The sequence below is a fragment of the Streptomyces sp. NPDC056883 genome (genome assembly GCF_042788835.1).
GTDB classification, from domain to species: domain Bacteria; phylum Actinomycetota; class Actinomycetes; order Streptomycetales; family Streptomycetaceae; genus Streptomyces; species Streptomyces stoeckheimensis.
The window spans coordinates 720,693-743,943 of the sequence record NZ_JBHUBS010000002.1; the positions used below are offsets into that span (position 1 = coordinate 720,693).

Consider the following 23,251-nt stretch of genomic DNA (forward strand, 5'->3'; position numbering starts at 1 on the left):
GCCCTCCGCCCTTCTCTCCGGCCGTGCTCGGTCCGCGTCGGTGATCCGCGACGCCGATCCGCGTCGGCGGTCTGCTTTTGACAACCTACCGTCACCATTTTACCTTCACCGTGGAACTATTCCACGATGGAGGTATCTGGCGTGCGTGACCCGTCCCCCACCCCTGACGAGACCACCGACGAGACCGCGGAGCCCTACCGGTGGCGGTGGCTGATCCTGGTGGTGATGCTCGTCGCGGAGATCATGGATCTCCTGGACGCCTCGATCGTCAACGTCGCCGGTCCGGACCTGGAGAGGTCCCTCGGTGCCGGCTCCGTCGGCCTGCAATGGGTGATCGGCGGCTACGCGCTCACCCTGGGCGCCGGGCTCGTGCTGGGCGGGCGGCTCGGCGACCGCTACGGGCGGCGCCGCATGTTCCTGCTCGGCCTGACCGCCTTCACCGCCACCTCGCTGCTCTGCGCGCTGGCCCCGAACATCGGGTCGCTGATCGCCTTCCGGCTGCTGCAGGGCGCCGCCGGGGCGATGCTCCTGCCCCAGGGGCTCGGCCTGCTGCGGGAGAACTTCTCCGGTCGCGAGCTCACGAAGGTCTTCGGGATCTTCGGCCCCGTCCTGGGGCTCGGCGGCATCATCGGCCCGGTCCTCGGCGGCTTCCTCATCGAGGGCGACTTCTTCGGCCTCGGCTGGCGGTCGGTGTTCCTGGTCAACCTGCCCATCGGCATCGCGGCCCTGATCGTCGCCGCGAAGTGCGTACCGAAGAAGCCCGGTGACCGGACGGTGAGCATCGACGTGGTGGGGGCGGCGCTGGTCGTGATGGCCTGCACGTTCCTCGTCCTGCCGCTGAACCAGGGGCAGGAGGACGGCTGGCCGCTGTGGACCTGGCTGTCCATGGCCGCCTCGGTCATCGGATTCGCCCTGTTCGCGCTGCGGCAGCGCCGTGCGGCCGCGGCGGGCCGTGAGCCGCTGATCACCCCCAGCCTGCTGCGCAAGCCCGCCTTCACCGTCGGGCTCGGCGCCATCGCCCTGTTCTTCGCCGGGCTCGTCGGCACCCAACTCGTGCTGACCCTCTACCTCCAGATCGGCCGGCACTTCACCGCCGGCGACGCGGGACTCGGCAACCTGCCGCTCGCGGTGGGCACGGCCATCGGCGGTGCGGTCAGCGGCGCCGTCCTCGCCGACAGGATCGGCCGCAAGGTCCTCCAGATCGGCCCGCTCGTCCAGCTCGCAGGCGCGGCCCTGCTCTGGTTCGAACTCGACGCCCTGACCGCGGACTCCTTCTCGATCCGGGACATCGCCCCGGGCGTGGCCGTCTCGGGCATCGGCGCGGGCATGGTCATCGCCGCCCTGTTCAGTTTCGTCCTGGCCGCCGTGGACGACGACGAGATCGGTTCCGCCTCCGGAGTCCTGTCCGCGGTCCAGTCCATCGGGGGCTCCATCGGCGTGGCCGTGTTCGGCTCCGTGTTCTTCGACCGGGCCGAGGCCGGCGAGTTCACCGGCGGCTTCCACTACGCCCTCGTGGTCCAGGCGTGCCTGCTGGTCGCGTTCCTCGCCCTCACGTTCCTGCTGCCCCGACAGGGGCGCCCCGAGGACGAGCACCACGGCGGCGTCGCCACGGACACCCCGCAGGTCGCCGTGTGAAGCCCGGAGCCCCGGACCGCCCCGCCGCCAGGTGCCGCGCACCGCGTGCGGAGTCCTACGGCCCTACCGGCTGCTGCCGTAGGGGAGCAGGGCCATCTCGCGGGCGTTCTTGATCGCGGCGGCGAGCCGTCGCTGCTGCTGCGCCGTGACCCGGGTGACGCGGCGGCTGCGGATCTTGCCGCGGTCGGAGATGAACTTCCGCAGCAGGTCGGTGTCCTTGTAGTCGATGTACGTGATCCTTGCGGCGTCCAGGGGGTTGGGCCGGGACTTCAGCGGCTTGTGGGGGGCTTGGCGGCGGGCCATGAGGGCTCCTTGAGCGGTGTGGGTGATGGAGGTGCCGGTCGGCGGGGCGTCAGGAGACGGGGTCGAGGAGCGAGTCGAAGGCGGCCGGCAGTCTCCGCCACTCCTCGCGCCCCGAGGCGTACTCGGCGTCCGTGAGCAGGCAGGACTCCAGCAGTCGCTCCAGCCCGTCGCGGTCGAGGCCGGGTGAGGTGAAGACGAGGTGCTGGCAGCAGTCGCCGTGCTCCGGATGCCAGTCGAGCGAGGCGGCCGCCCTGCGCATCGGCGGCACCATCTCCCAGGCGGCGTCCGGGAGGGAGGCCAGCCAGGGGCCGGCGTTCTCCACGCACAGGGCGCCGCCCGCGGCGTCCCAGGCCAGCAGGGTGTCGGGGCGGTCGGCGAGCCAGAACCGGCCGCGGCTGCGGGCGGCGGCGCAGCAGAGGTCCTCCAGGGCCTCGTAGAGCCGCTCGGGGTGGAAGGGGCGGCTGCGGTGCCAGACGAAGGTGCTGACTCCCGCCTCCTCCGCCTCCTGCGGCAGCAGGGCGCAGGCCGGGTGCTGGGCGGCCGCCGCCGTCTCCACGTCGAAGCCGGCGAAGGCCGCCCGGGCCAGTTCCCCGGATCCGGCGGACACCCGGCGGGCGGTCGGATGGAGCTGGGCCAGGAGGGCGAGGTCTGCGTCCTCGACGTGCCCGGCGTGCCCGGCGTGCCCGGCGTCCTTGCCGTCCACGAGGGCCAGTACGGCGGCGTACTCCAGCTGCCGGGCCCAGGTGTCCCCGACCGTACGCCGGTCCGAGGCGGCCGCCGCGAGGCCCACGTCCGCCAGATCGTCGCCGTTGACGAGATAGGGCAGGACGAGGGCAGGGTCCACCGCGGTGATCACGCTGGTGAGATCGAGTGCGTCGGCCCCGTGCTCGGCGACGACCTCGGCCATCGCCTTGGGCTCGACGGAGTCCCACAGCTCGACGACGGCCAGGCGCGTCAATCCGCTGCCGGCCAGCCGTTCGAGCTCGGGGACCAGGTCCTCGCGGAGCGCGCAGCAGGCGCAGTCGTTGAAGAGCGGCGCTTCGCCCCGGGACAGCTCACCCGAAGCGTCGCGCACGATGCGCAGCACGGTGCCGGCGGGGGCTGCGGCCAGGTCGTGGTGGAGCGCGACACTGCCGGGAACGGACCGGAGCAGGCGGTCCACGACTTCCTTGCGGGCGTCGGAGTGCAGCCCGCCGACGATGACGACGGGCAGTCTCACTTGCCGCCCCCGTAGCGGCGCTCGAAGCGCTCGACGCGGCCGGCGGTGTCCAGGACGCGGGCGGTGCCGGTGTAGAAGGGGTGGCTCCGCGAGGAGATCTCGACGTCGATGACGGGGTAGGTCTCGCCGTCCTCCCACTCCACGGTCTTCTCGCTGGTGGCGGTCGAGCGGGTGAGGAAGGCGAAGTCGGCGGCCTTGTCGCGGAAGACGACGGGGCCGTAGGCGGGATGGATTCCGGGCTTCATGACGTGTCCTTCAGGCAGGGAAGCGGGTCGGGGCAGGGGGCGGGGGCTGGGTTCAGCGTTCCTCGCGGAAGTCGACGTGCCGGCGGACCACCGGGTCGAACTTGCGCAGCACCATCCGGTCGGGATCGTTCCGCCGGTTCTTGCGGGTGACGTAGGTGTAGCCGGTGCCCGCGGTGGAGCGGAGCTTGACGATCGGGCGTACTTCGTTGCGTGCCATGGGGCTACTATACGGGAATGGAAATCATTTCCAATAACGATCCCCGTTCAGAGAGGGACAGGTGACCCGTGTCCGCCCACTGCCAGCTGACCGGAGCCCAGCCGGGCTTCGGCAACGCCATCTCCCACTCGCACCGGCGCACTTCCCGCCGCTTCGACCCCAACATCCAGAGCAAGCGGTACTGGCTTCCCGGTGAAGGGCGCCACGTCCGCCTCGAGCTGAGCGCCAAGGCGATCAAGACCATCGACGCGATCGGTGTCGAGGCTGCGGTGGCACGCATCCGCGCCCGGGGAGTGAAGGTCTGATGGCGAAGCAGAGCAAGATCGCGCAGAACGAGAAGCGCAAGGCGACCGTCGCGCGCCACGCCACCCGCCGGGCGGAGCTGAAGGAGATCATCCGGAGGCCATCCTCGACGGACGCCGAACGGGCGGCGGCCGTCGCCGAGCTGCGCAGGCAGCCGCGCGACGCGAGCGCGACCAGGGTGCGCAACCGGGACGGTGTCGACGGACGGCCCCGCGGACATCTGCGGAAGTTCGGACTCTCCCGCGTGCGGATGCGGGAACAGGCGCACGCCGGATTCCTGCCCGGAGTCACGAAGTCGTCCTGGTAGGGCCTGCGCGCGCAGGCCCGTCGGTGCTACTGGAGCCGGGACACGTCCACCGAGTCGGCGGGCGCGGGGGGCTCGGCCGGAACGGGCTCGTCGAAGGCGGAGAAGGAGGCCTCGACCCGCTTGTCGGGAGCTTCGGTGCCCTGGATCCGCAGGAGGTACGGCTCGTCCTCGGTGGAGACCTGGTACGTGCCCGTCTCGTCGTCGTGCCGGCTGGTGACCGTGACGGCCGGGCGGCCGTCGACGGTGGTCCGCGATCCCTTGGTCAGCTGTTCGTTCGCCGGCTTCGAGGAGAACTCCTTCTTGAAGAAGTCCAGGTCGCACAAGTCGGCGAAGCCGCGCAACAGGGGGCTGTGCGTAGTGCCGTGCAGATAGCGGCCGTTGACGAGCGCGATGGCGTCCTCGGCCGCGACTCCCGGTACCTGCGCCCGCAGGAGGGCGTCGTCGAGCTTCATCCACACGTCGTCGCCGCGTTTGATGATGTCGGCCGTGCCCGAACCGCCGGGAGGTGTGACGGTGCCGACGCAGTTGCCCCCCACGTCGAAACGGAGGTCCAGGGCGGTGGTGCCCGCCTTGTCGGTCACCTTGGCCACCATGCGCATGGACGTGACGCCGGACATGGCCTCGCGCGAGGCGTCCGCGATGCCCTGGGCACTCTTGTCGGCGATGCCGTTGTCATCGGCCCGGGCGGCTCCCGCGCCCACGAGGATCAACGAGCAGACGGCTCCGGCGGCCGCGCTGCGGGCCGCGGCTGCCCGGGGTGCGGACATCGCGCCCCACCTCCTTCCGGCCGACTCCGGAGGGCATCCGCGATGGCGCCATCGTGCGATCGCCAGGCCTCCGGTGCGGCCGTCACGAGATCAGCGTAGGTCCGCGCCGTGGCGGGCGCAGTGCGGGCGGGCGGCCGTCGGCGCGGGGCGTCCGCCCCGACGCCCGCCGCGGTCGGGGGAGCCGCTGGTCACGGGCTTCCGGGAGGCCCCGGCAGCTTCCGCGGGGCAGGCTGTTCCCATGAGGTCACATCCTCGATCGCCCGCTCGGCCGGGAGCGTCCTCCCGGCCGGGAGCGGGCGGTCACGGTACGTCGTTCCTGTTCACGCTGGCGCAGTGTGCGCCGTTCATGATCGCGCTGGGCGTGCTGGGGATCGAGCTCTCGCCCGCACACGACCTGGTCACCGGGCCCGTCCTCACCACGACGCCGGCCCTGGCGGCGCTGACCATGGGCCCGGTGGGCACGCTGTCGGCGGCAGCCCTCGCCGCGAGTGTGAACGCGACCTCCGCGACGTACAACCATTCGTGGGGAACCCAGACCCAGCTGATCATCGGCAACTTCCTGGGGATCATCGTGGTGTCCGTGGCCGGCGTCATCCTGAGCAACGCGGTGCGCACGCGCAGACAGAGCGAGCTCGACCAGGTCCGCCGGATCGCGGTGGCGGCCCAGGAGGTCGTCCTGCGGCCCGTCCCCGAGCTCCTGGGCCCGGTACGGACGGCCAGCCTGTGCCTCACGGCCGGGACGGGGGCACTGGTGGGCGGCGACCTGTACGACGCGGTGCAGACGCGCTACGGGGTCCGCATGATCGTGGGGGACGTACGGGGGAAAGGGCTGTCCGCCATACGCGCGGTCGCGGTGGCATTGGGCGCCTTCCGGGAGGCCGTGCACTACGAGGACGAAGTACAGGAGGTCATGAACCACTGCGCGGCCGCGCTGCGGCGCGAGGCCGCCGTGCCGGGCACCTACTCCCAGACGGAACTTCCCGAAGTCCTCATGGAGGGATTCACCACTGCGCTCATCGCCCAGGTGTCGGACGAACCGGTGGTGTACCTGGTCAACCGCGGCCATCCCCCTCCGCTGCTGCTGCGCGAGGGCAAGGTCCGGGCTCTGATGCCCGCCGTGCCCCTGCTGCCGCTCGGATTCGAAGACCTCGCCGACGGCCCTCCCGCCGAGCCCGAGAGCTTCCCGTTCCTGCCCGGCGACCGGCTGTTGCTCTACACCGACGGCGTGATCGAAGCCCGCAACGGTGACAACGAGTTCCTCCCCCTGGCGGAGACCATGGAGGAGATACCCGCCGACACCTCCCCACAGGACTTCCTGGACGAAGTGCACCTGGCATTGGTCCGGCACACCGAGGGCCGCCTGACGGACGACGTGGCGATGATCCTCGTGGACCGGCTCGCCTGAAGAGGGACCGTCGCGGTCGACCTGCGCGTGCCGGGTCCGGCCCACGCGGCCGGTCCGGTCGGTCCGGTCGGTCCGGCCCGTTCCCGCCCGTTCCCGCCCGCGGCCCTTCCCTTGTCGGCCGCCCCTGCGTAGCTTCGCCGCTGCCGGGCAGCTCCGCCCGGCGGTGTCGACACGGGGGAGAGCGATGAGAGGCATGCGCAGAACGCGCACCGCACGGACCGCACGCATCACGCGCACCGCACGCACCACACGGGGTCGCCTCGTGGTGGCCGCCGCGACCGTCCTGTTCGTGGCCATGGGCCTGCCGTCCACGCCGGCCGCCGCACACGACAGCCACGAACCCCTGCTCGCCGCCCTGCGCGCCGAGGCGGGGACCGCCGTCGGCGGCGACGGGATCCCCGGGGTGATCGCCCGCACCTACCAGGACGGCGTCTCCTGGACCGGTACCGGAGCCACGGACGCGGGAACACCCGCACGCAATCCGGACAGCCCCTTCCGGGCCGCCTCGATCACCAAGATCTTCACCGCGACGACCGTGCTCCAGCTCGTCGCCGAGGGCAGGGTCAGCCTCGACGACGACGTGTTCGGCCTGCTGGGCCCGGTCCTGAAGACCAACCCCGTCGCGGGCTGCAACCCGAGCACCGGGCAGTGCTTCAACCCGCCGCCCGGCAGCCCGCCCATCACCGTACGGAACCTGCTCCAGCACTCCAGCGGAGTCTTCAACTACCTCGGCGACCTGGGGGTGCTGGCGAGTGCCGGCAGCAGTTTCCCCAACCTGCCCGACTACTCCGCCCAGCAGCTCGTCGACGAAGGCGCCTCCCACGGACCGCAGTTCGCGCCGGGCGCCGGCATGCACTACAGCAACACCAACTACGTCCTGCTCGGCATGGTCATCGAGCGGGTGACCGGACACCCGTGGGCCGACGAGGTCACCCGCCGGGTCATCCAGCCGCTCGGCCTCACCCACACCGTGCTCCCCGGATCCACGGCCACCCTGCCGACGCCCCACGACCAGTTCTTCACGAACTACCTCCGGCCGCGCGGGGTGTTCGGCCACCTCTCCCGTCCGGCCGCCGACTGGAACCCGTCCCTCGGCGGCGCGGCCGGGGCCATCGTGTCCACCAGCGGCGACCTGGTGACCTTCATCCGCGCCCTGCTCACAGGCCGACTCCTGCCCCCGGCGCAGCTCGCGCAGATGATGACCGACCTGAACCCCACCGGGGCCGGAGCCCCCGGCTCCCCACTCCCGGGCGTCCCCTGCGACCCGGCCCGAGCCTGGCCCGAGTGCATCGTCAACCCGGCCATCAGCACGGTCAGTTCGGGCGACAAGGCCACGCCCGGCTACTGGTACGCGAGCCGCCCCTGGAAGGCCGTCCAGGCCGATTACGGACTCGGGCTCACCCGCCGCACGATCACCTGCCAGGACGGCTCCACGGTCGTCCTGTACGGGCACAACGGCGGCGGATTCGGCTCGCTGAGCTACCTCTACTCCACGGCGGACGGCAGCCACGCCCTCGTGCTCAACATGAACGGCGACTGGCCCCTCTGGGAGCTCTACAGCCTGAACGGCATGCTGGCGGCGGAGTTCTGCACGGCCTGACGGTCGCCCGCGCCGGCCGTCCGCACCTGCTGCGCCTCTCCGGCGCCCGCTACGCCACGGCGGGCCCGGGAGGCAGCAGCTCGGTGACGACGAAGGCGACCACGGCCGCCAGGATCACGATGGGCATCATGGCGGAGCTGCCGAGCAGCAGGATCACGAGCACCACGCTGCTCACCGGCAGCCGCAGCGTGGTGGCCGAGGCCGCCGCCATGCCGGCCGCCATCCCGGATACGACCCCCAGGCCCGGCAGGGGCGCGAGGAGGACCCCCGCCGCGGCTCCGAGGAAGAGCGCGGGGAACACGGGGCCGCCCCGCAGGCTGCCGAGACAGAGCAGGTAGGCGGCGCCCTTGAACAGCAGGACGGCGCACAGGGCGCCGACGCCCCAGGCGTGCGGGTCCGCGGCCAGTCCGGCGAGGCCGGCCTGGCCCGACGAGACGACGTCGCCGGGTGAGCGCCCGGTGATCAGTGCGTAGAGGGCGGCGCAGGCCGCCGCGCCCAGGGCACACAGGACGGTCCGTACGAGGGGCCGTGCCGCGACGTACGCGGCGATCGCCCGGGCCCCGGCCAGCAGGGGATGCAGTACGAGGCCGAGGGCCACGGCGATGACCACGGCCCAGAGCACGTCCGCCACGTCCAGGCGGGGGAACGGCAGGGAAAGCTTCAGGGACAGATCCCCCGTCGCCAGACCTGTCCACCGTCCGAGGCCGGTGAAGACCAGGGCCCCGACCCCGCTGGACAGCAGAGCCGGCAGCATCACCGCGAACAGCTGCGGCCCGCCCACGCCCGCCACCTCGATCAGCAGCACCGCGGCGATCAACGGATTGCCGAAGATCGCGGAGATGGCCGCGGCGGCTCCGGCCGCGCCCAGGAGCACCGTGCTCTGCGGGGTCGCCGGTGCCCGCGCGAGGTCGCGGAACACCAGGGCCAGGCCGCCGCCGAGTGCGATCAGAGGGGCCTCCGGCCCCAGCACCGCGCCGAACGGCAGGCTCGCCACCGCGGCGAGCAGGACTCCGGGCAGGGTGGCCGACGAAGCGCCTCCCGTGTGCAGTCCGGACGCGGGGACGTGGCCGCCCGCTCCGGGCAGGTGCGTGACGACCAGGCCGACCCCGGTTCCGGCGACGAGCAGCAGGGGAAGGGGCCACCACCAGGGCGGGGTGTCCCAGCCCATCGCCCCGGGGAGGTCCGTCCACAGGGCGTGCTCCAGTTCGTGCAGCCCGACGAGGAACCAGAAGGCGGCGAGGGACACCGGGATGCCGATGAGGGCGCAGAGGACGAGCGCCTTGAGGTAGCCGGGGCTGCGGAGCATGCCCCGGAGGAGCTCCGCCTCCTGCGGCTGGGTCCCGGTGACGGACGCGTCGGACCGGGGGCTCGGCTCCGTCATGGGTTGTCCTCCCCTCGCCTTCGCATCCCGATCCTGACGGCGCCGAAGAGGACTTTGGCGATGACTCCCACCACGACCAGGTCGGCGGCCATCTGAGCGGTGGTCAAGGCGCGGGCGACCTGGGTGGCGGGGGCGATGTCCCCGAAGCCCACGGTCGCGAACACCGTCACCGTGAAGTACAGCGCGTCGGTCCGGGTCAGGGGCTCCGAGAACGACGGCGGTACCTGCTGGGCGAGCAGGAAGTACGACACGGCGAACAGGACCAGGAACAGCGGCACGGCGGTGGCCAGTGCCTCGATGGCGCGCAGCCTGGGGTACTCCGCATGGGCGATGGCGGAGACCTGCCAGGCCACCAGACCGCCGAACAGCGCGAGCCCGACGACCAGGAGCGCGACGGTGAGGACGCCGAACCCGCTCTCCAGAGGGACCAGATAGAACAGGCCGGTCAGCAGGACGACCGATGCGACCGAACGGAGCAGGCAACCTGCCAGCAGCCGACGGGGCCGTGGCGGTCGGCGCCCGCCACTCTCGTCGTCGCTCATGACCACTCCTCGCACCGGACCGGGATGTTGTGGCGCATCCCTTGGCGGGCAGGGACCTCAGGACATTGCAGCATCCGTCGCGATGACCTGCATCTTCGGAAGCTCCGGGTTCAGCGCGTGAGCTCGTAAAGACTCCTGCCCGCCAGCCACACCCCGAGGACGAGGCAGGTGACGACGACGGCCCGGTCCTTGTGTCCCGACAGCCAGGTGCGCAGGTTCGTCAGCGCGAGCCCGGCCCTGTCCGGCGCGCACACCATGTACAGCTCCATGGCCAGGAGGCTTGACGTCGCGAGGACGCAGAAGGCCAGCAGGGCCAGGTACGACCCGCTCCGGGACAGGTCCGCCTCGACGACGGTGGCCGCTCCGGCGCCGACCATGCCCCAGGGCTGCAGGAGCAGGGCGAGCCCGGCCGCCGACCACACGGTGACCTGATCCATTCGGGACGTGAGCGAGCCGCCACCGGAGGAACCGGACCCGGAAGGTGCCGGCGACGCCGGGACCCTGCGGTGCCCGCGGCGCCGGTGCTCGCCGTAAAGGACCAGGCCGATGCCGATGGCCAGTTTCGCCGCGTGAGCGGCGTCGGACGGCGGAGACCGGGGCGGAGGCGGTTCGCCACCTGTGAGGAGGATGACGGCGGCGATCACCGCGACGAGGCAGGCGAACCACGCGAGGATGAACGCGAGCCCCTTCCACGCGCCCCCGGGCGCCGACAGCACCAGCACGAAGGCCATGACCGGGAGCGGGTAGAGCGTGATGACCAGGCCGATGAAGAACAGGTCAAGCAGCATGGCCGCCGCGCACTCCGTGCGGGACCGGGGCCGCCAGGGACGGGTAGTCCAGGACCAGGCCGTCGTCGTCGAAGGCGATGTCCGCGCGGAAGTCGCCGGACTCGTAGCGGACGCGGGTGCCGTGCTCGGCGCGGCCCAGGTGCGTGTACGTCTGCCGGTTCGCGGTGACGGCGAGGTCCGGGACCGAGACCCAGGCCATGAGGAAGTGGTGCGGTCCGGTTCCGGGCGGCCGGTGCAGGCCGTGGCGGAGCACGGGCATGGTGTTGGTCATCGGGCAGAGGCCCAGGTCGCAGTCGAGCGCGCCGTCGAGATCGGGGCGGTACGCGCCGTCCACGGTCCAGCGTCCGGAGGCGTGCCGCAGGTCCAGCGTGCGGGCCGACGCCGCCGTCTCGACCGTCACGTGGAGGCGCGAGGTCACGTAGCAGTCGGAGGTCTCGAGCGCGTACGTCAGCCAGTACGGCTCGGGGTCCAGACCGACGGCGCGACCGCGCGCGGCCAGGGCGCCCTGGCCGAGGTCGACCCAGGCGGTCGAGTAGCCCGAGCCGGGGAAGACCTCCCAGGTGCGCGCGAGGCGCCGGGATCCGCTCATGCCGTCACCGTATCCGCCCTCGTGGCGTTCGGGGCCGACTGGCAGCCCGGCTCACGGGATGCCGTCAGGTGCCGGCGGATGCGCGGCGGATCGCTTCGAGTGTGCGCGCCACGTCGTCGTCGGTCGTCGACCAGTTGCTCACCGAGATGCGCATGACGCGCCGCCCGCGCCAGGTGGAGCCGCTGATCCAGGCCGTGCCGTCGTCGAGCAGCCGGGTGAGGACCCGCTCCGTACGCGCGTCGTCGCCGAACTCGGCGCAGACCTGGGTGAACACCACGTCGTTGAGGACGGTCGCGCCGTCCGTCCCGGCGATGCCGTCGGCGAACGCGGTGGCGTGCCCGCACAGCCGCTCGACGAGGTCGGCCACGCCCGACCTGCCGAGGGACCTGAGCGCTGCCCACACCGTGAAGGCCCTGCCGCGACGGGAGAGTTCCGGGACCTTGTCGATGGGGTCGCCCTGCTCGTGCTGGATGAGGTAGTCGCCGCGCAGACCCATCGCCGCCCGGACCGCGGAGGGGTCGCGCACGAGGGCGAGGCCGCAGTCGTACGGGACGTTCAGGGTCTTGTGGGCGTCCGTCGCCCAGGAGTCGGCGTCCGCGCAGCCCGCCGTCAGGTGCGCGTACCGGGGAGACGCGGCCGCCCACAGCCCGAAGGCACCGTCCACGTGCACCCACGCGTCCGCCTCGCGAGCGGCACCGATCGCCTCGGCGAAGGGGTCGAAGGCACCGGAGTGGATGTCTCCGGCCTGCAGGATCACGAGCGTGGGGCGCTGCCCGCAGGCCGCCAGGGCGCGCCGCAGGGCCGCGGGCTCGATGCGGCCCTGCCCGTCCGCCGTGATCAGTTCGGGCTGCCCGAGTCCCAGGTAGCGGAGCGCCAGGTCGATGGCCATGTGGCGGTCCTCGCCCGCGAGGACCCGTACGGCCGGCCCGCCCGTGAGTCCGTCGCGGGCGACGTTCCAGCCGGCGCGCCGCAGCACCGCGTCGCGCCCGGCGGCGAGGCAGGTGAAGTTGGCCATCGTGGCACCCGTGGTGAAGCCGACGGCGCTGTCGCCCGGCAGTCCGAGCAGGTCCAGGAGCCAGGCCCCGGCGACCTCCTCCACCGCCGAGTACGCGGGCGAGGCGGCGTGCATGACGCAGTTCTGGTCCCAGGCACTGACGAGCCAGTCCGTGGCGAGTGCGGCCGGTTCGGTGCCCCCGACCACGAACCCGTAGAAGCGGCCGCTGGGAAACGCGGTGAGCCCCGGTTCGCAGGCCGTGGCGAGCAGGTCGACGACATCGGCGGGTGCACCGGGAGCGGCGGGCAGTTCACGGCCGAGCGCGCGCACGATCTCGTCGACCGAAGCGCGGGCGGGAACCGGGCGGTCGTTCAGGCTCGCCAGCCAGCGGACGGCATGGTCGTGCGCCCGTCGGAGCGCTGCCTCGCGCGCGTCCATACCTCGGACTATGAGCCAGGAGCCACGACCCCGCAAGCCGCGGCCGGACCGGCGACCGGCGACCGGCGGCCGGCAGTCAGGGGAGGGGCAGGCTCTGTTCGGACCAGACGGTCTTGCCTCCCCGGGCGTAGCGGCTGCCCCAGCGGTGCGAGAGCTGGGCGACGATGTACAGGCCCCGCCCGCCCTCCTCGGAGCTCCTCGCGCGCCGCATCCTCGGCTGCGTGTTACTGGAGTCCGAGACCTCGCACGTCAGGGTGTCCGCCCGGATCAGCCGGAGCCGGACCGGGCCGCCGGCGTGCCGAATGGCATTGGTGACCAGCTCGCTGACGATGAGCTCCGTACCGAAGGCGAGCTCGTCGAGGTCCCAGGCGGTCAGCTGCGCCAGGACGAGGTGGCGCGCGTCGGCGACGACGGCCGGGTCGGCGTCGAGCTGCCAGGTCGCGATGGAGGCGGCATCCACCACCCGGGTACGGGCCAGCAGGAGGGTGACGTCGTCCCGCAGCCTGCCCGGCGGCAGCCCCTCCACGATGTCGTGGCGGGCCTCGCGCAGCGGCCGCCCGACTACGTCCGCGCGCAGCAGCCGGTCCGCCAGATCGCGCATGCCCTCGTCGATGTCGCCTTCCCCGCGCTCGATCAGCCCGTCGGTGTACAGGGCGAGCACGCTCCCCGGCGCCAGCTCGCGTTCCACGGCCTCGAAGGGCCAGCCTCCGACCCCCAGGGGCGGGCCGGGGCTCAGCTCGACGTACTCCACGGTTCCGTCCGGGCCGACCACGGCCGGCGGCGGGTGCCCGGCGCTCGCCATGACGCAGCCGCGGGTCACCGGGTCGTAGACGGCGTACAGGCAGGTGGCTCCGGCCGGTCCGCCCGGCACCGGCGTGCCCCCGTCTCCGTCTTCGGCGGCGTCGCTCTCGGCCTCGGCGCCGACCTGCAGGACCATGTCGTCCACGTGCGCCAGGAGTTCCTCGGGTTCCAGTTCCAGGTCCGCCATCGCGCGTACGGCGCTGCGCAGGCGCCCCATCATGGCCGTGGCGTGCAGCCCGTGGCCGGTGACGTCCCCGGCCACCAGGGCGACACGGGCCGACGACAAGGGGATGACGTCGAACCAGTCGCCCCCCACTCCGCTGTCCGCGTCGGCGGGCAGGTAGAGGCCGGCGGCTTCCACCGCAGGTGTTTCCGCGGTGGCCGGCGGCAGCAGGCTGCGCTGCAGGCCCACCGCGGTGCGGCGTTCCTTGGTGTACCGGCGCGCGTTGTCCACGGCGACGGCCGCACGGGCCGCGATCTCCTCGAGGAGCGCCAGGTCGTCCGCCTCCAGCGGGGCGGTGTCCCCCGTGCGCCAGAGCGTGAGCCTTCCGAACCCGATGCCCCGTGCGCACAGCGGAGCCGTCATCGCCGAGTGCGCGCCCGGGACGGCGGTGGCCCACTTCGGCGGGTCGCTCCCGGGCTCCGTGGGCGCCCCGCGGAGCGTGATCAGCTCTCCCCGGCATTCCCGGTCCTCGGGCACGGCCGGTTCGGGCCCTCCGGCCCCGGTCGTCGCCGGGTGGGCGACGGCGCCGGCGAGCGGAGCGGAGAACCGCGTCGTCCCCTTGCGCAGCGCGTCCGCTTCCGCTCCGGCGACGGCCATCCGGATCAGGGGCAGCGGGAGATGATGCCCGTCGGCGGGCGGTTCACCGCCGCTCAGAACGGTCTCCACGAGATCCACCGCGGCGCAGTCGCCGAACGAGGGCGCCAGTACGCCGACCAGGTCCTCGACGGTGCGCAGGACGGACAGCGAACCGCCCAGCGCTCCGGTCGCGCGGTACAGCAGGTCCAGGCGCCCGCGCGACCGCTCGTGGTCGGTGACGTCGGTGAACACCGCCGCCACCCCCATCGGGCGTCCGTCGGGCTGCTGGAGCCGGAACGCCTGGATGGTCACGATCCGACCCCCTCGGGGGTCGTCGAGGGTGCTCGCGGTCGTGTGGAAACCGATCAGGGGGATCCCGCTGTGCAGGACCTCCCGCAGCCGGTCGTCGATGGTCCGCGCGTCCGACGCCCACAGGAAGTCGGACAGGCGCCGGCCCTTCAGGTCCACGGGCACCCCGGTGTAGGGCAACAGGTGCGTGTTGGTCCGCAGCAGGCGCAGGTCGGCGTCGAAGACGGCCAGTCCCACCCGCCCCTGCAGGAACAGCTCCTGGGTGAAGGCGTGGTCCTGCCGCCATCGGGCGACCAGCTCCAGGGGCGCGCCGAGTACGAGGCAGCGGCCGGCCTCCCCCCGTACGCCGTCGTTCAGCGGGATGACGCGGAAGCCGATCTCCAGCTCGCGCCCCGAGCCGTGTCGCAGGGTGGCCCGGCCCTCCCACCCGTCCCCGCCCCCGTTCCCGCCCTCATACCTGCTCTGCGCCAGCACCGCTTCCCAGCTGCCCGGATCCGGGTCCGCCAGGAGCTCGCGGGCCGGGCGGCCGCACACGTCCGCGGACCGGCGTTCCAGGAGGGCTTCGGCCGCCGGTGTCCAGGCGACGACCGTCCCGGCACCGTCGAGGAGTGCCGCGGCCGTGTTCGTGACGGCGAAGGGATAATCCTGGTTGCTCTCCGTGGCGCGCATGCGTGCCCATCTCGTCAGCCCGGTCCGACTGTCCCCATGCTGGTCGATGTCGGGAACGGCAGCCAGGGGCGTTGCGCCACCCGGTACCGCTTCAGACGTCAGTCAAAGTGTCTCCCGAGCCTCCGCCCGGTGCGCGCCCCTGCGGACGCCCCGGTGAGCGGTCCCGTTCCTGTGCCCACCCTGCGGGCTTCCTTAAGGGACCTTGAAGAACGCCTCCGAATCACCATTTCCGCTGGTCACCACCCTAGGCTCGGGGCAGCCGTCTCCCCCTTCTCGCCGAGAGGTCCCCAGGCATGAGCCGCAGCAGAACCCCCGGAACTCCGTCCCGCATCGAGGCGCGGCGGAAGAAGACGGTGCGCACGCGCATCGTGCTGTCCCTCACCGCCGCGGGCGCGGTGGTGGCGGTCGGGGTCGCGGTTGCAGCCTCCGGCGACGGCGCACGAACCACCGGGGCGAAGGCCCGGGCGGCGGTCTCCGGTGGCGGGCAGGCGGCGGAATCCTCCCCTTCCGCCGCCCCCGCACTCTCCGCCGACGCCGCGTCCGCGACGGGCGCGATGCCGTCGGCGCCGCCCGGCACCGACCCCACGGGATCCGCCGCCCCCACGAAGCCGGCGGCGGAGAGCAGCCCGGCCCCCGCGGCCCCGGCCCCGGCCGCCAAGCCCAAGCCCACCCGTACGCCCACCACGACCACCGGCGGCGGTTCGGGCGGTTCGGGCGCTTCCTCGGGCTCCTCCGGTTCCTCGGGCTCCTCGGGGTCTTCCGGTTCCTCGGGTTCTTCGGGTTCCTCCGGTTCTTCCGGCTCCTCCGCCGTGGAGTCCGCGGTCCTCGCCCTGGTCAACAAGGAGCGGGCCGCGGCCGGGTGCGGTGCGGTGACCGCGAACGCGAAGCTGAGCGCCGCGGCACGGGCGTACAGCGACACCATGGCCCGCAGCGGCGTCATGTCCCACACCGGGCCCGACGGGTCCACCATGACCACCCGCGTGGAGGCCGCCGGATACCGCTGGTCCCGCCTGGGCGAGAACATAGCCCGCGGCCAGGCGGACGCCGCCGCGGTCATGAACGCGTGGATGAACAGCCCCGGCCACAAGGCCAACATCCTCAACTGCGGCTTCCGCGAGATCGGCATAGGTTTCCACAAGGGCGACGGCGGCCCCTGGTGGACGCAGAACTTCGGAACCGCCGGGTAGACCCCTCACCCGCCCCGCACCCACGGGGCCCGGCACACGTCGTCCTCCGACCCGTACGCGGGCCAGGAGGACGTCTGCGTTCCCGCGCATCAGGAGCCGTCCAAGGAGCCGTCCGCAGGCCGTCCGGAGGCCGTCCGGGGCTAGTCCGGCGGGCCGTCCGGCGCGGCCGGGTCCGTTACGGGGGAGGCGGTGACGGCCGGCCGAACGGGTCGGCCACTATGGGGCCGTGCCCCGAATTCCGCGCTACCTGCTCATATGGCTGTCGTGCACGGCCGCCAGCGTGACCGCCGTGCTCGGCACGGTCCAGTTCGTCGTCGGTTCGACCAGGCACACGCCCCCGGTCGCGCGGTCCGCCCCCGCGGTCGTCGAGACGCCGCCGGCCTGGACGGCGGTGCCGGCCCCGTCACCGAGCCCGCAGTCCCCGGACGCCACCGCCAGTGGGTCGCCCGTCGCGACGGAGCGGCCGTCACCCCCGGCTTCGACACCCGCCTCCGCGAAGGCCCCGACGGCCACGCCCCGGACGACGGCGCCCAAACCGTCCGTCGACTGCACCGGGGGCGGATACGGCCTGCACACCGTTCCCTCCGAAGGCGGCAAGGTCACCGTGCGCTACGGCAACCGCGGCGTGTGCCTGATCTCCGCGGTCCCCGGCCGGGGATACAAGGCCGCCACGTCACAGACCGTGGACGACACCCTGACCGTCACGTTCACCGGCGCGGACCACCGCTCGGTGATCACCGCGACGATCACCCCGTCGGCGAAGGCCAGCGTGCGCGAGACGTCCTTCTGATACCCTTGACCCCTTTTCGGCGGTCCACCCCCTTGTGCGCGCCTATCTCCCGAGCTCCGGCGAAGCGGAAGGTGAGCTGTTCCTTAGGGGAACCTCAAGATCACGCCCAGCCGGTTCCGGCGGCCCCCGGCGGTCCTATGCTCGCGTCAGCCGAGCGGCCCTCGGCGCCCGGGCACCCCTGTCCCGGCGCCCCCGACGAGCCGCCGTGCTGCCGTGCCATCGGCTCCACCGATCCGGAAGGCGTTTCGCGCTTCCGTACTCCGAACCGTGCCTTGGGGTGTCTTCGCCATGACTTCTCGCATACTCCGACCCGCCCGTGCCACCCGCCGCACGCCGCGCCCGGGCTCCGCCGCGCCCCTGGCCGTGCGGCTGCCCCTGGTGGCCGCGGCCGTGGTCGCCGCCGGGCTGACCGCGGCGTGCGGTCCGTCCGCCCAGCCCACCGGCGCCGCCGCCCCGGCCACGGCCGGACAGCCCTCGCAGAGCACCGGGGCCGCAACGGAGTCCGCGTCCGCGGAGGCGTCCCCGACCGCGTCCGCCTCGCCCTCCGCGGCGCCGTCGGCGTCCGCACCGGCCGCCACCCCGGCCGGCGCCTCGCCCACCCCCTCGCGCGCCCAGTCCGCCAAGCCCGCCCCCAAGCCGTCCCGCACCTCCGCCGCGCCCGCCCCGGCGGCCCGGATACCCGGCCCCGGCTACGACAGTTCGGCCGATGCACAGAAGCTGATCGACGCGGCGCTGCGCGCGGCCAAGGCCGACGGCCGCATGGTGCTGCTCGACTTCGGCGCCAACTGGTGCGGCAACTGCAAGGCGGCCGACAAGGTCTTCGCCCAGCCCCAGACGGCGTCGATCCTCGGAGCCTCGTACCACCTGGTCAAGGTGGACATCGGCGGCAACAGCTCCGCCAACTCCGCCCTCCTGAGCAAGTACAGCCCCTCGGGCGGGACGTACAAGATGCCCGTCCTGGTCGTGGTCTCGCCGTCCGGCACGGTGCGCACCGACACCCACGTCACCGGCAATCCCGCCCTGACCTCGGACGGCCTCGGCTCCTTCCTCCGCAAGTGGGCGTCATGAGACGAACCCTCCCGCGCTCCACCGCCCTGGCCGGCGCCGGCCTCGCGGTGGCGCTCGCCGGGTGCCTCTACGCCGCTGCGGGCGCCGCCCCCGACGGCGGCGACGGCAACGGGGAGGCGCCCGGCCCGGGGAGAGCAGCCGTCAGGCCCATGTCCGCGGCCGTGGTCGTGGACTCCGGGGCCCGGCCGGACGCGCCCGCGCTGACGGGCGCCGACCTGGACGGAAAGCCGCTCGGGCTCGCCGAGTTCCGGGGCCAGGTCGTCGTCCTCAACGTCTGGGGATCGTGGTGCGGGCCCTGCCGGGCGGAGGCCGACGACCTCGAGCGGCTCAGCGGGCAGACCCGCGCGCAGGGCGTCCGGTTCCTCGGGATCAACACCCGCGACCGGGACCGCGCGGCGGCGCAGTCCTTCGTACGCGCGCACGGCCTGGGATTCCCCAGCCTCCACGACCCCACCGGCGAGCTCCTGCTCCGCTTCCCGCCCGCGCTCCTCAACCCGCAGACCATCCCCTCGACGCTGGTGATCGACCGCCGCGGCCGGATCGCCGTCAGCATCGGGGGAGCGGTCACCGACGAGGAACTGAGGCCCCTGCTCGCCCGCGTCGCGCAGGAGACGGCATGACGGGGCTCCTCCACGGGACGCTGGTCGTCGCCGCCCCCGTGGCGTTCTTCGCGGGACTGGTCTCCTTCCTCTCGCCGTGCGTCCTGCCGCTCGTACCGGGCTACCTCAGCTACGTGACCAGCCTGTCGGTCTCCGACCTGGCGGACGCCCGCGGCGGGCAGCGCAGCCGCATGGCGGCCGGCGCGGCGATGTTCGTGCTGGGCTTCACGGCCGTACTGGTCTCCGGCGGCGCCCTGTTCGGGTACTTCGGCCGCACCCTGCTGGCCCACCAGGAGGTGGTCACCCAGGTGCTCGGCGTCTTCACCGTGCTGATGGGGCTCTCCTTCATGGGCTTCCTGCCGGGTTTCACGCAGCGGGAGTTCCGCAGCCACCGGCGGCCCGTGCTCGGCCTGGCGGGCGCGCCGCTGCTGGGGGCCGTGTTCGCGGTCGGGTGGACCCCGTGCATCGGCCCGACGCTGGCCGCCGTACAGGCGCTCGCCTGGAGCGAGGCCAGTGCGGCCCGCGGGGCCCTGCTGATGGCGGCCTACTGCCTCGGGCTGGGCCTGCCGTTCCTCCTCGCCGCCCTGGCCTTCCGCCGCGCACTGGGCGCCTTCGGCCTGGTCAAACGGCACTACCAGTGGGTCCTGCGGGCCGGTGGCGGCATGCTCGTCCTCGTCGGCGTGCTGCTGGCCTCCGGTCTGTGGAACGACCTGGTCTACCGGCTCCAGTTGTGGAGCGCGGCGTACACCACGGCCGTGTAGACCCGGCCGAACCCCTTCCCTCCCCCCGCCCCTCCCTCCCTGACGAAAGCACAGCCGATGAACGTGTCCCCGTACGCGCGCCACTCCCGCAAGGCCCGCCTCGCCGCCGCCCTGCTCTCCCTGGCCGCCCTCACGGCCTGCGGCGAACAGACCGCCGCGACCGCCCCCGCGCCCACGCCCACGCCCACGACGAGCTTCACCGAGAACGGGGTCACCGTCACCCTCTCGGTCTCCGCATGGCAGCCACCGCGGGGCACCTTGACCGCGGTCTTCACCCCCGAGGAGAAGGGGTTCCACCTCTACAGCACCGATCTGCCGGCCACCGGCATCGAGGGCGTCGGCCGGCCGACCTCGCTGGGCGTCACCGGAGTCCTGCGGGCGGACGGGAAGCTGACGGCCGCGGCGGACGTACGGACGATCAGCGTGCCCGGCGTCGAAGCCCCGGTCCCCGTCTACCCGGACGGCCCGGTCACCACCACCCTGCCTGTCCGCCTGGACGGCAACGGGGACGCGACCGTACTCCTCGGGTACGCGAGCTGCAGTGCGGACGAGGGGTGCACCATTCCGGTCTCCGACCGCCCCGTCCACCTGCGCGTCACCGACAAGGGCCCCACCTTCGGCGACCGATAGAACGAGCGTTCACTAAGGTGTGCCCATGCCGAGCGTCCTGGTCGTCGAAGACGACCCCAGCATCCGCCAGTCACTCATCGAAGTCCTGGCGGAGCACGGCTATGCCGTACGCAGCGCGGGCGACGGGTTCGGCGCCCTGCGCGAGGTCACCCAGTCGCCCGTCGACGCGGTGGTCCTCGACCTGGGGCTGCCCGATCTGGACGGAGGAGACGCACTGCGGATGATCCGGGGCATCTCCTCCGTTCCCGTCCTGGTGGCCACCGCCCGCGACGACGAGGCGGAAATCATCCGGCTCCTCAACGCGGGCGCCGACGACTACCTGGTCAAACCCTTCTCCGGGGGACAGCTCATCGCACGCCTCTCCGCCGTCCTGCGGCGCACCAACCCGCTGCCGCCCGCCCATGCCGCGCACGGCGCCCGGGGTTCGCGGCCGGCGCCGGCCGCCGAACCGCTGCGCCCCACCATCGTGGGCGAGCTGGCGGTGGACCCCGGGGCGCGCACCGCGCACCTGTCCGGCCGTGAGCTGCGGCTCACCCGCCGCGAGTTCGACCTCCTGGCCTTCCTCGCCCACCACACCGGTCAGGTCGTCTCCAAACGGCGGCTGCTGACCGAGGTCTGGCGCGAACCCTACGTCGACGACCAGACCGTCGACGTGCACCTGTCCTCGCTGCGCCGCAAGCTCGGCGAACGCGCGGCGGCCCCGCGCTACCTGCTGACCGTCCGCGGCGTCGGCATCAAGCTGGTGGCGCCGCGGTGAGACGCTCGCTCGCCGGAGTGGCGCTCGCCGTCACGTCCATGGTCGCCCTCTCCTTCCTCATACCGCTGGCCGCCCTGGTGATGTCGCTCGTCAAGGAGCAGAGCGTCACCGCGGCCGAGCAGCAGGCCGCCGCCCTGGCCCCCGTACTGGCCCTGACCACGGATCCGTCCGCCCTGCGGGAATCCGCCGCCAGCCTGGACGCGGCCGAGTACCTGGTCGTCCACCTGCCGGACGAACCCGCCCTCGGCGCGTCCCGGGCCCCGGCGGCCCTGCTCGAACGGGCCCAGCAGGGCCGCGAGTCCATCTCCCGGGAGATGGCCGGCGGGTGGATCTGCCTGCAGCCGGTGGTACTGCCCGGGGACCAGGTCGCCGTCATCGAGAACTTCGTCCCCGAAGAGGAGCTGACCCGCGGGGTCACGGCCTCCTGGACGGTCATGCTCCTCCTCGCCGTCGGACTGGTCGGCGGTTCCGTCCTGGTCGCCGACCGGCTCGGCGCGAAGGTCGTCAGGTCCTCCAAGAGGCTCGCCCACGCCTCCCAGGCCCTGGGCCGGGGCAATCTGGACGCCCGCGTGGACCCCATGGGACCCAGGGAACTGCGCGAGGCGGGCATCGCCTTCAACACCATGGCCCACCGGATGACCGAACTGCTCGCCGTCGAACGCGAACTGGTCGCCGACCTCTCCCACCGGCTGCGCACCCCGCTGACCGCCCTGCACCTGGCAACGGAACGCATGGCCGGCTCACCGGAGTCGGCCAGGGTCGAGGCCGCCGTGTGCGCCCTGGAGACGGAACTCCGGGCCATCATCACCGCGGCCCGCACCCCGCTCGCCGTGGGACCGATGGGACAGGGCATGCTCGGCACGGAAGCGGGCACGGACAGGGACACGGGTAGGGCCTATCACGCCCCGCACCCCGGACCGGCCGGACCCCGCTGCGAGGCGGCGGACGTCGTGCGCCACCGGACCGCCTTCTGGGCGGTCCTGGCGGAGCAACAGGACCGCCCCTGCTCCCTCGACCTCACCCAGGAGCCCGCGGCCGTCGGCCTGTCCGAGGACGACGTCGCCGCCGTGGTGGACGCGCTCATCGGCAACGTCTTCCGGCACACCCCGCCCGGCACCGCGTTCGCCGTCCGCGTCGCCCGTACCGCCCAGGCCGTGGAACTGGTCGTGGAGGACGCCGGTCCGGGCATCCCCGAACCGGAGCAGGCACTCTCCCGCGGAAGCAGCACCGGCTCCTCGGGGCTCGGCCTCGACATCGCCCGCAGGGCCGGGTCCGTCACCGGCGGTTCGGTGCGCATCGCCCGCGGCCCGCGCGGCGGCGCCCGGATCACCGTGGTCTTCGGCCTGGCCGCACCCCTGCCGTCCGGGCGCGCGCCGCGCGCCTCGCGGCGGCGTACGGGATGGCGGCGCGCCAGGTGAAGGCCCGGGGCGGGCCGCCGGCGTAGGCCTGGGGCGGGGTCGCCGGTGCAGGACCAGGGCGGGCCGCGCCGTCAGACCGCCGGGGAGACCTCGGGCGCGACCTCGGGGAAGACGGGGGCGATCCCGAGGGCCGGCGCGATCGCCCGCCAGATCGTCGACTGGGCCGTGGCGTGGTCGATGCGGGGGTCCTCCAGCATCAGACGGTTGCCGAGGCCGTCGCACAGCGCCAGCACCAACGTGCCCACTTCGGCGACGTCGCAGTCGGTGAACTCGCCGGAAGCGATGCCCCGTTCCACGACTCCGGCGACCCACGCGTGCAGCTGGTCGTACAGGTCGACGGCGAGGTCCCGGGCCGTGGCGTCGCGCAGGGCGCGCACCCACAGCTCCTGCCAGAGCTTCCAGTCCTGGCGGAGCTCGGCGTCCGTGGGCAGCATGCTCCGTACGATCCGGGCCAGGACGACGGCCGCCGGGAGCGAATCGTCCTCGCTGCCGGTGTCCGTACCGGTCTTGGCGAAGGAATGCGTCATCGCCTCGGCGAAGAGCTTCTCGCGGGTGTCGAAGTGGTAGTGGAGCAGGGCCTTCGAGACACCGGCGTGTTCGGCGACCTTGCGCATGCTGACGTGCTCGAAACCGATGTCGGCGATGACTTCGCACGCGGCCGTGAGGATTCGCTCCCGCGTTTCGAGTGCACGCTCGGCCTTGGTCACGTTGGCTGCTCCCCGTGTCGGCG

At 73.1% G+C, this 23,251-nt stretch carries 25 protein-coding genes; 13 read left to right on the forward strand and 12 right to left on the reverse strand.

All coding sequences use genetic code 11. The annotated features are described in order from the left end of the window. The first annotated feature begins 141 nt into the window (after positions 1-141). Positions 142-1,635, forward strand: a complete 1,494-nt coding sequence (locus ACFRU2_RS08455) for an MFS transporter (RefSeq protein ID WP_382969279.1) — start codon at positions 142-144, stop codon at positions 1,633-1,635. A 63-nt stretch (positions 1,636-1,698) separates the two neighbouring features. Here ACFRU2_RS08455 and rpsR read toward each other — a convergent pair whose 3' ends face one another. From rpsR to rpmG, 4 genes are read right to left on the reverse strand one after another with little or no spacing between them, the layout of a single operon-like run. Beyond that, on the reverse strand, positions 1,699-1,938 hold the full coding sequence (gene rpsR / locus ACFRU2_RS08460) for a 30S ribosomal protein S18 (RefSeq protein ID WP_382969282.1): 240 nt from the start codon (positions 1,936-1,938) through the stop codon (positions 1,699-1,701). Positions 1,939-1,987: 49 nt separating this feature from the next. Beyond that, a complete protein-coding gene (locus ACFRU2_RS08465; RefSeq protein ID WP_382969283.1) occupies positions 1,988-3,157 on the reverse strand; it encodes a CobW family GTP-binding protein in 1,170 nt (389 codons plus the stop codon). After that, positions 3,154-3,402, reverse strand: coding sequence for a type B 50S ribosomal protein L31 (locus tag ACFRU2_RS08470; RefSeq protein WP_382969286.1), 249 nt, complete (start codon positions 3,400-3,402; stop codon positions 3,154-3,156). Before ACFRU2_RS08470 ends, ACFRU2_RS08465 begins: the two co-directional genes overlap by 4 nt. Before the next feature lie 52 nt (positions 3,403-3,454). Next, positions 3,455-3,619, reverse strand: a complete 165-nt coding sequence (gene rpmG / locus ACFRU2_RS08475; RefSeq protein ID WP_030162346.1) for a 50S ribosomal protein L33 — start codon at positions 3,617-3,619, stop codon at positions 3,455-3,457. Between the two features lie 68 nt (positions 3,620-3,687). Between rpmG and rpmB the strand changes: the two genes are divergently transcribed. Continuing rightward, positions 3,688-3,924 (forward strand): 50S ribosomal protein L28, encoded by a 237-nt coding sequence (gene rpmB / locus ACFRU2_RS08480; protein ID WP_382969288.1) that lies wholly within the window; start codon positions 3,688-3,690, stop codon positions 3,922-3,924. Then, on the forward strand, positions 3,924-4,229 hold the full coding sequence (rpsN, locus tag ACFRU2_RS08485; RefSeq protein ID WP_382969290.1) for a 30S ribosomal protein S14: 306 nt from the start codon (positions 3,924-3,926) through the stop codon (positions 4,227-4,229). Before rpmB ends, rpsN begins: the two co-directional genes overlap by 1 nt. Before the next feature lie 26 nt (positions 4,230-4,255). Here the strand turns inward: rpsN and ACFRU2_RS08490 are convergent, their stop codons facing one another. Continuing rightward, positions 4,256-4,996 (reverse strand): hypothetical protein, encoded by a 741-nt coding sequence (locus ACFRU2_RS08490; RefSeq protein ID WP_382969292.1) that lies wholly within the window; start codon positions 4,994-4,996, stop codon positions 4,256-4,258. 346 nt (positions 4,997-5,342) lie between these two features. Between ACFRU2_RS08490 and ACFRU2_RS08495 the strand changes: the two genes are divergently transcribed. Both ACFRU2_RS08495 and ACFRU2_RS08500 read left to right on the forward strand, forming a co-directional pair. Continuing rightward, positions 5,343-6,401: a PP2C family protein-serine/threonine phosphatase gene (locus ACFRU2_RS08495; protein WP_382969294.1), complete on the forward strand. Its 1,059-nt coding sequence runs from the start codon at positions 5,343-5,345 to the stop codon at positions 6,399-6,401. Positions 6,402-6,594: 193 nt separating this feature from the next. Continuing rightward, positions 6,595-8,001, forward strand: a complete 1,407-nt coding sequence (locus ACFRU2_RS08500; protein ID WP_382969295.1) for a serine hydrolase domain-containing protein — start codon at positions 6,595-6,597, stop codon at positions 7,999-8,001. A 49-nt stretch (positions 8,002-8,050) separates the two neighbouring features. Here ACFRU2_RS08500 and ACFRU2_RS08505 read toward each other — a convergent pair whose 3' ends face one another. The 6 genes from ACFRU2_RS08505 to ACFRU2_RS08530 all read right to left on the reverse strand — a co-directional run bounded on the left by ACFRU2_RS08505 (position 8,051) and on the right by ACFRU2_RS08530 (position 15,311). Continuing rightward, positions 8,051-9,382, reverse strand: a complete 1,332-nt coding sequence (locus ACFRU2_RS08505; protein WP_382969297.1) for a chloride channel protein — start codon at positions 9,380-9,382, stop codon at positions 8,051-8,053. Continuing rightward, entirely contained in the window at positions 9,379-9,924 is a 546-nt protein-coding gene (locus ACFRU2_RS08510; protein ID WP_382969300.1) for a potassium channel family protein, read from the reverse strand. Before ACFRU2_RS08510 ends, ACFRU2_RS08505 begins: the two co-directional genes overlap by 4 nt. 110 nt (positions 9,925-10,034) lie before the next feature. Beyond that, entirely contained in the window at positions 10,035-10,712 is a 678-nt protein-coding gene (locus tag ACFRU2_RS08515; protein ID WP_382969303.1) for a GAP family protein, read from the reverse strand. Next, the gene (locus tag ACFRU2_RS08520; RefSeq protein ID WP_382969305.1) at positions 10,702-11,301 is read right to left on the reverse strand and encodes a putative glycolipid-binding domain-containing protein; all 600 of its coding nucleotides are present in this window, start codon (positions 11,299-11,301) and stop codon (positions 10,702-10,704) included. Before ACFRU2_RS08520 ends, ACFRU2_RS08515 begins: the two co-directional genes overlap by 11 nt. Positions 11,302-11,365: 64 nt before the next feature. Beyond that, positions 11,366-12,733: a pyridoxal phosphate-dependent decarboxylase family protein gene (locus ACFRU2_RS08525; RefSeq protein ID WP_382969307.1), complete on the reverse strand. Its 1,368-nt coding sequence runs from the start codon at positions 12,731-12,733 to the stop codon at positions 11,366-11,368. Between the two features lie 76 nt (positions 12,734-12,809). Then, on the reverse strand, positions 12,810-15,311 hold the full coding sequence (locus ACFRU2_RS08530; protein ID WP_382969310.1) for a SpoIIE family protein phosphatase: 2,502 nt from the start codon (positions 15,309-15,311) through the stop codon (positions 12,810-12,812). Between the two features lie 293 nt (positions 15,312-15,604). On the opposite strand from ACFRU2_RS08530, the gene ACFRU2_RS08535 reads away from it, so the two are divergent. From ACFRU2_RS08535 to ACFRU2_RS08570, 8 genes are all read left to right on the forward strand, one after another. Then, the gene (locus tag ACFRU2_RS08535; protein ID WP_382969313.1) at positions 15,605-16,498 is read left to right on the forward strand and encodes a CAP domain-containing protein; all 894 of its coding nucleotides are present in this window, start codon (positions 15,605-15,607) and stop codon (positions 16,496-16,498) included. A gap of 226 nt (positions 16,499-16,724) precedes the next feature. Next, complete coding sequence (locus ACFRU2_RS08540; protein WP_382969316.1) at positions 16,725-17,288, forward strand: hypothetical protein; 564 nt, start codon at positions 16,725-16,727, stop codon at positions 17,286-17,288. A gap of 288 nt (positions 17,289-17,576) precedes the next feature. Beyond that, positions 17,577-18,356, forward strand: a complete 780-nt coding sequence (locus tag ACFRU2_RS08545) for a thioredoxin family protein (RefSeq protein WP_382969319.1) — start codon at positions 17,577-17,579, stop codon at positions 18,354-18,356. Continuing rightward, positions 18,353-18,976: a TlpA family protein disulfide reductase gene (locus ACFRU2_RS08550; RefSeq protein WP_382969321.1), complete on the forward strand. Its 624-nt coding sequence runs from the start codon at positions 18,353-18,355 to the stop codon at positions 18,974-18,976. The genes ACFRU2_RS08545 and ACFRU2_RS08550 overlap by 4 nt, the downstream gene beginning before the upstream one ends. Next, positions 18,973-19,716, forward strand: a complete 744-nt coding sequence (locus tag ACFRU2_RS08555; protein WP_382969324.1) for a cytochrome c biogenesis CcdA family protein — start codon at positions 18,973-18,975, stop codon at positions 19,714-19,716. The genes ACFRU2_RS08550 and ACFRU2_RS08555 overlap by 4 nt, the downstream gene beginning before the upstream one ends. A 57-nt stretch (positions 19,717-19,773) precedes the next feature. Then, positions 19,774-20,346, forward strand: a complete 573-nt coding sequence (locus ACFRU2_RS08560; protein WP_382969327.1) for a hypothetical protein — start codon at positions 19,774-19,776, stop codon at positions 20,344-20,346. Positions 20,347-20,371: 25 nt separating this feature from the next. Beyond that, positions 20,372-21,103, forward strand: coding sequence for a response regulator transcription factor (locus ACFRU2_RS08565; protein WP_382969331.1), 732 nt, complete (start codon positions 20,372-20,374; stop codon positions 21,101-21,103). Then, entirely contained in the window at positions 21,100-22,521 is a 1,422-nt protein-coding gene (locus ACFRU2_RS08570; protein WP_382969333.1) for an ATP-binding protein, read from the forward strand. The genes ACFRU2_RS08565 and ACFRU2_RS08570 overlap by 4 nt, the downstream gene beginning before the upstream one ends. Positions 22,522-22,592: 71 nt before the next feature. Here ACFRU2_RS08570 and ACFRU2_RS08575 read toward each other — a convergent pair whose 3' ends face one another. Further along, complete coding sequence (locus ACFRU2_RS08575; RefSeq protein ID WP_382969336.1) at positions 22,593-23,228, reverse strand: TetR/AcrR family transcriptional regulator; 636 nt, start codon at positions 23,226-23,228, stop codon at positions 22,593-22,595. Positions 23,229-23,251: the final 23 nt, after the last annotated feature.

Bases quoted from the DNA above. Each gene is read 5' to 3' on its own strand.
- ACFRU2_RS08525 (WP_382969307.1), bottom strand. From the start codon at position 12,733: ATGGACGCGCGCGAGGCAGCGCTCCGACGGGCGCACGACCATGCCGTC.
- ACFRU2_RS08510 (WP_382969300.1), bottom strand. From the start codon at position 9,924: ATGAGCGACGACGAGAGTGGCGGGCGCCGACCGCCACGGCCCCGTCGG.
- ACFRU2_RS08490 (WP_382969292.1), bottom strand. From the start codon at position 4,996: ATGTCCGCACCCCGGGCAGCCGCGGCCCGCAGCGCGGCCGCCGGAGCC.
- ACFRU2_RS08535 (WP_382969313.1), top strand. From the start codon at position 15,605: ATGAGCCGCAGCAGAACCCCCGGAACTCCGTCCCGCATCGAGGCGCGG.
- ACFRU2_RS08520 (WP_382969305.1), bottom strand. From the start codon at position 11,301: ATGAGCGGATCCCGGCGCCTCGCGCGCACCTGGGAGGTCTTCCCCGGC.
- ACFRU2_RS08550 (WP_382969321.1), top strand. From the start codon at position 18,353: ATGAGACGAACCCTCCCGCGCTCCACCGCCCTGGCCGGCGCCGGCCTC.
- ACFRU2_RS08545 (WP_382969319.1), top strand. From the start codon at position 17,577: ATGACTTCTCGCATACTCCGACCCGCCCGTGCCACCCGCCGCACGCCG.
- ACFRU2_RS08470 (WP_382969286.1), bottom strand. From the start codon at position 3,402: ATGAAGCCCGGAATCCATCCCGCCTACGGCCCCGTCGTCTTCCGCGAC.
- ACFRU2_RS08515 (WP_382969303.1), bottom strand. From the start codon at position 10,712: ATGCTGCTTGACCTGTTCTTCATCGGCCTGGTCATCACGCTCTACCCG.
- ACFRU2_RS08500 (WP_382969295.1), top strand. From the start codon at position 6,595: ATGCGCAGAACGCGCACCGCACGGACCGCACGCATCACGCGCACCGCA.
- ACFRU2_RS08560 (WP_382969327.1), top strand. From the start codon at position 19,774: ATGAACGTGTCCCCGTACGCGCGCCACTCCCGCAAGGCCCGCCTCGCC.
- ACFRU2_RS08530 (WP_382969310.1), bottom strand. From the start codon at position 15,311: ATGCGCGCCACGGAGAGCAACCAGGATTATCCCTTCGCCGTCACGAAC.
- rpmG (WP_030162346.1), bottom strand. From the start codon at position 3,619: ATGGCACGCAACGAAGTACGCCCGATCGTCAAGCTCCGCTCCACCGCG.
- rpsR (WP_382969282.1), bottom strand. From the start codon at position 1,938: ATGGCCCGCCGCCAAGCCCCCCACAAGCCGCTGAAGTCCCGGCCCAAC.
- ACFRU2_RS08505 (WP_382969297.1), bottom strand. From the start codon at position 9,382: ATGACGGAGCCGAGCCCCCGGTCCGACGCGTCCGTCACCGGGACCCAG.
- ACFRU2_RS08495 (WP_382969294.1), top strand. From the start codon at position 5,343: ATGATCGCGCTGGGCGTGCTGGGGATCGAGCTCTCGCCCGCACACGAC.
- ACFRU2_RS08555 (WP_382969324.1), top strand. From the start codon at position 18,973: ATGACGGGGCTCCTCCACGGGACGCTGGTCGTCGCCGCCCCCGTGGCG.
- ACFRU2_RS08565 (WP_382969331.1), top strand. From the start codon at position 20,372: ATGCCGAGCGTCCTGGTCGTCGAAGACGACCCCAGCATCCGCCAGTCA.
- rpsN (WP_382969290.1), top strand. From the start codon at position 3,924: ATGGCGAAGCAGAGCAAGATCGCGCAGAACGAGAAGCGCAAGGCGACC.